We start from the raw sequence: 2,701 nt of genomic DNA on the forward strand, positions 1-2,701 counted from the left end.
CCCGGAGCACGTCGTCGGGGTCGCCGCCGATGATGCCGGCGATCTCCGCGGCGTACTTCTCCGGCTGCGCGCCGGGCAGGTCGATCTTGTTGAGCACCGGGATGATGTCGAGGTCGGCGTCGATCGCGAGGTAGAGGTTGGCCAGCGTCTGGGCCTCGATGCCCTGCGCGGCGTCGACCAGCAGGACGGCTCCCTCGCACGCCTCGAGGCTGCGGCTGACCTCGTACGTGAAGTCGACGTGACCGGGGGTGTCGATCATGTTGAGGACGTAGACCGTGCCGGCGTCGTCACCGCTGGACTTGGTGAACGGCATGCGCACGGCCTGGCTCTTGATCGTGATGCCGCGCTCGCGCTCGATGTCCATGCGGTCGAGGTACTGCGCCTTCATGTCGCGGCCGTCGACCACGCCGGTGTGCTGCAGCATCCGGTCGGCCAACGTCGACTTGCCGTGATCGATGTGCGCGATGATGCAGAAGTTGCGCAGGATCGTCGGGTCGGTGGCCCCTGGCTGGGGTACGGGGCGGGTGCTCATGATGGCTTCATTCTCCCATCACCTCGCACCCGCCCGTACCACCGCCCGCACCTCAGTTGGGTGCGTGGACGCCGTTGTCCTTGCCGTGGTCCTTCTCCAGGTTGACCCAGGACCGCTCGAGGGCGGGCCGGTCGGCGTTGGAGCCGGTCGACACGAGCTGCCGGACCGAGCCCGCAGACGGACCCTTCACGGCGTTGTCGCGGTAGGGGTCGGTCCACCAGATCGACGTCCCGGTGGGGGTTGTCGACCGGGACGACCATCCACTGACGTGCGATTTGAGGGTCACGGCGGGTGACTGATAGAGTTGGTGGTCGCGTGCCTCGGCATGCCCCGCACTCTGAGCAGCATCCACACATTCGAGAGAAACAGGTTTGCCCCGTGGCGAATATCAAGTCGCAGATCAAGCGCAACCGGCAGAACGAGCTGGCGCGCGAGCGCAACAAGTCCGTCCGCTCGGCGCTCAAGACCGCTGTGCGCCGCTTCACCGAGGCGGTTGACGCCGGCAACACCGACGAGGCCAAGCTCTTCGCCGCTGAGGCGACCAAGAAGCTCGACAAGGCGGCCTCCAAGAAGGTCATCCACAAGAACCAGGCGGCGAACCGCAAGTCGGCCATCGCCAAGAAGGCCGCGTCGCTCTGACGAACGCCTGAATCAACGCCCCGGCTCAGGCCGGGGCGTTTTTTCGTGCCCGGCCACGCCACGCCGTGACCGACAGCAGGCGCACGGCCGACTCCAGCGGTCCGCGTCCGACCTGGCGCTGCCAGATCATCGCGAACCCGACCAGCGCCACCGCCTGCAGCAGCCAGTGCGACCAGGTGCCCGGCGTCAGCACGTCGGGCCGGTCGTAGGCATCGCTGGTCGCCGCGCGCCAGAACCACAGCACGTGCGCGGTGTAGAGCGTCAGGGTCATGGCACCGGCGGCGCGCACCGGCAGCAGCGCCAGCCGCGCCCAGGGCAACCGGACGAGCAGGGCACACACCCCGATGACCAGGAGCGCCGAGCCGATCGCGCTGATGACGTTGAGCGGCGCCGAGGTGTGCTCACCGAGCAGCAGGAGGTCGTTCCACGACGCCTCGGCGTAGGGATAGGCCCGCGGGGCGACCAGCAGCTCCCAGCCCAGCGAGCTCCGGTCGTCGACAGCTCCCCCTGAGATCAGCCACCACGCCAGGCCCACGGTCAAGACCACCAGGGCGGCGCCGAGGCCGGCGAGGCGCCACGCCGTCCGCGCGGAGCGCAGGTCAAGACGACCGACGAGCAGGCCCACCAGGACGTAGGCGAACCAGACGATCGCGGGATAGGCGCCCCACACGAGCAGCTCGGCCCCGAGGTCGAGCGGATGTCCCAGCTCCGCCAGCTCGGACTGCATCGCGATGACCGGCTCGTGCAGCACCTGGGTGCCGATCACCACGAACGGCGCGACCGCGATCCAGCCCAGCGTCACGAGCAGCAGCACCCGGGTCGGGAGCGTCCGGAAGGGCAGCGCGACGACGATCATGAGGCCGTACGACGCGAGGATGACGTAGACCGGCACGTCGTCCAGCGATCCGAGGCCGAGTCCCAGCACGACCAGCAGGACCCCGCGCACGATCGTCGCCCGGACCGATCCCACACCCCGCGGGTCACGCCGGTGCACGAGGGACAGCGCGACGCCGGCCAGCACCGCGAACAGCGGAGCCGCACGTCCGCCGGCGACGACCTGACCGATGGCCGGGCTCCCGGACGGCTCCCCGTGGGGGCCGACGTGCACCAGCATCATCCCGAGCAGGGCGATGCCGCGGGCGGCATCCACCGCGTCGACCCGTGACGGGATCCGGATCCCGGACCGCGTCACGCCGGGCATCCTCAGCGCCGGCGCTGCGCCGCGACCTGGAGGACCATCCGCTCGACCGCGAAGGCCGGGTCGGCGGCGCCGCCCTTGACGTCGAGATCGGCCTGGGCGACCGCCGAGATGGCCTGCGCCAGCCCGGCCTGGTCCCAGCTCCGCAGCTGCTGGCGCATCGCCCGGATCTTGAACGGGGGTGCACCGATCAGGGCGGCCAGGTCGTTGTCGCGGAGCCCCTCGGGCGCGCCGGAGAGCTTGGCGAGCGAGCGCAGGCCCGTCGCGAGGGCGCTCGTGATGAGGACCGGGGCGACCTTGGCGGCCTCGGCCCACCGGGCCTGCTCCAGGGC

Annotated in this window: 4 protein-coding genes and 1 pseudogene; 1 reads left to right on the forward strand and 4 read right to left on the reverse strand. The window is 70.4% G+C overall.

Annotated elements, in window-relative coordinates:
- Both JWQ91_RS15045 and JWQ91_RS15050 read right to left on the reverse strand, forming a co-directional pair.
- Positions 1-532, reverse strand: a 532-nt coding sequence (locus JWQ91_RS15045; RefSeq protein ID WP_297785906.1) for a GTP-binding protein, incomplete at its 3' end; no start/stop codon positions are given.
- A gap of 52 nt (positions 533-584) precedes the next feature.
- On the reverse strand, positions 585-818 hold the full coding sequence (locus JWQ91_RS15050; RefSeq protein WP_297785909.1) for a hypothetical protein: 234 nt from the start codon (positions 816-818) through the stop codon (positions 585-587).
- A 92-nt stretch (positions 819-910) separates the two neighbouring features.
- Here JWQ91_RS15050 and rpsT point away from each other — a divergent pair, with 92 nt between their 5' ends.
- Positions 911-1,171, forward strand: a complete 261-nt coding sequence (rpsT, locus tag JWQ91_RS15055; protein ID WP_297785912.1) for a 30S ribosomal protein S20 — start codon at positions 911-913, stop codon at positions 1,169-1,171.
- A 25-nt stretch (positions 1,172-1,196) separates the two neighbouring features.
- Here the strand turns inward: rpsT and JWQ91_RS15060 are convergent, their stop codons facing one another.
- Both JWQ91_RS15060 and JWQ91_RS15065 read right to left on the reverse strand, forming a co-directional pair.
- Entirely contained in the window at positions 1,197-2,363 is a 1,167-nt protein-coding gene (locus JWQ91_RS15060) for a heparan-alpha-glucosaminide N-acetyltransferase domain-containing protein (RefSeq protein ID WP_297785915.1), read from the reverse strand.
- 11 nt (positions 2,364-2,374) lie between these two features.
- Positions 2,375-2,701, reverse strand: a pseudogene (locus tag JWQ91_RS15065) (DNA polymerase III subunit delta); the annotation flags it as partial.

Origin of the sequence: Aeromicrobium sp. (genome assembly GCF_025965075.1) — a bacterium.
Taxonomy (GTDB): domain Bacteria; phylum Actinomycetota; class Actinomycetes; order Propionibacteriales; family Nocardioidaceae; genus Aeromicrobium.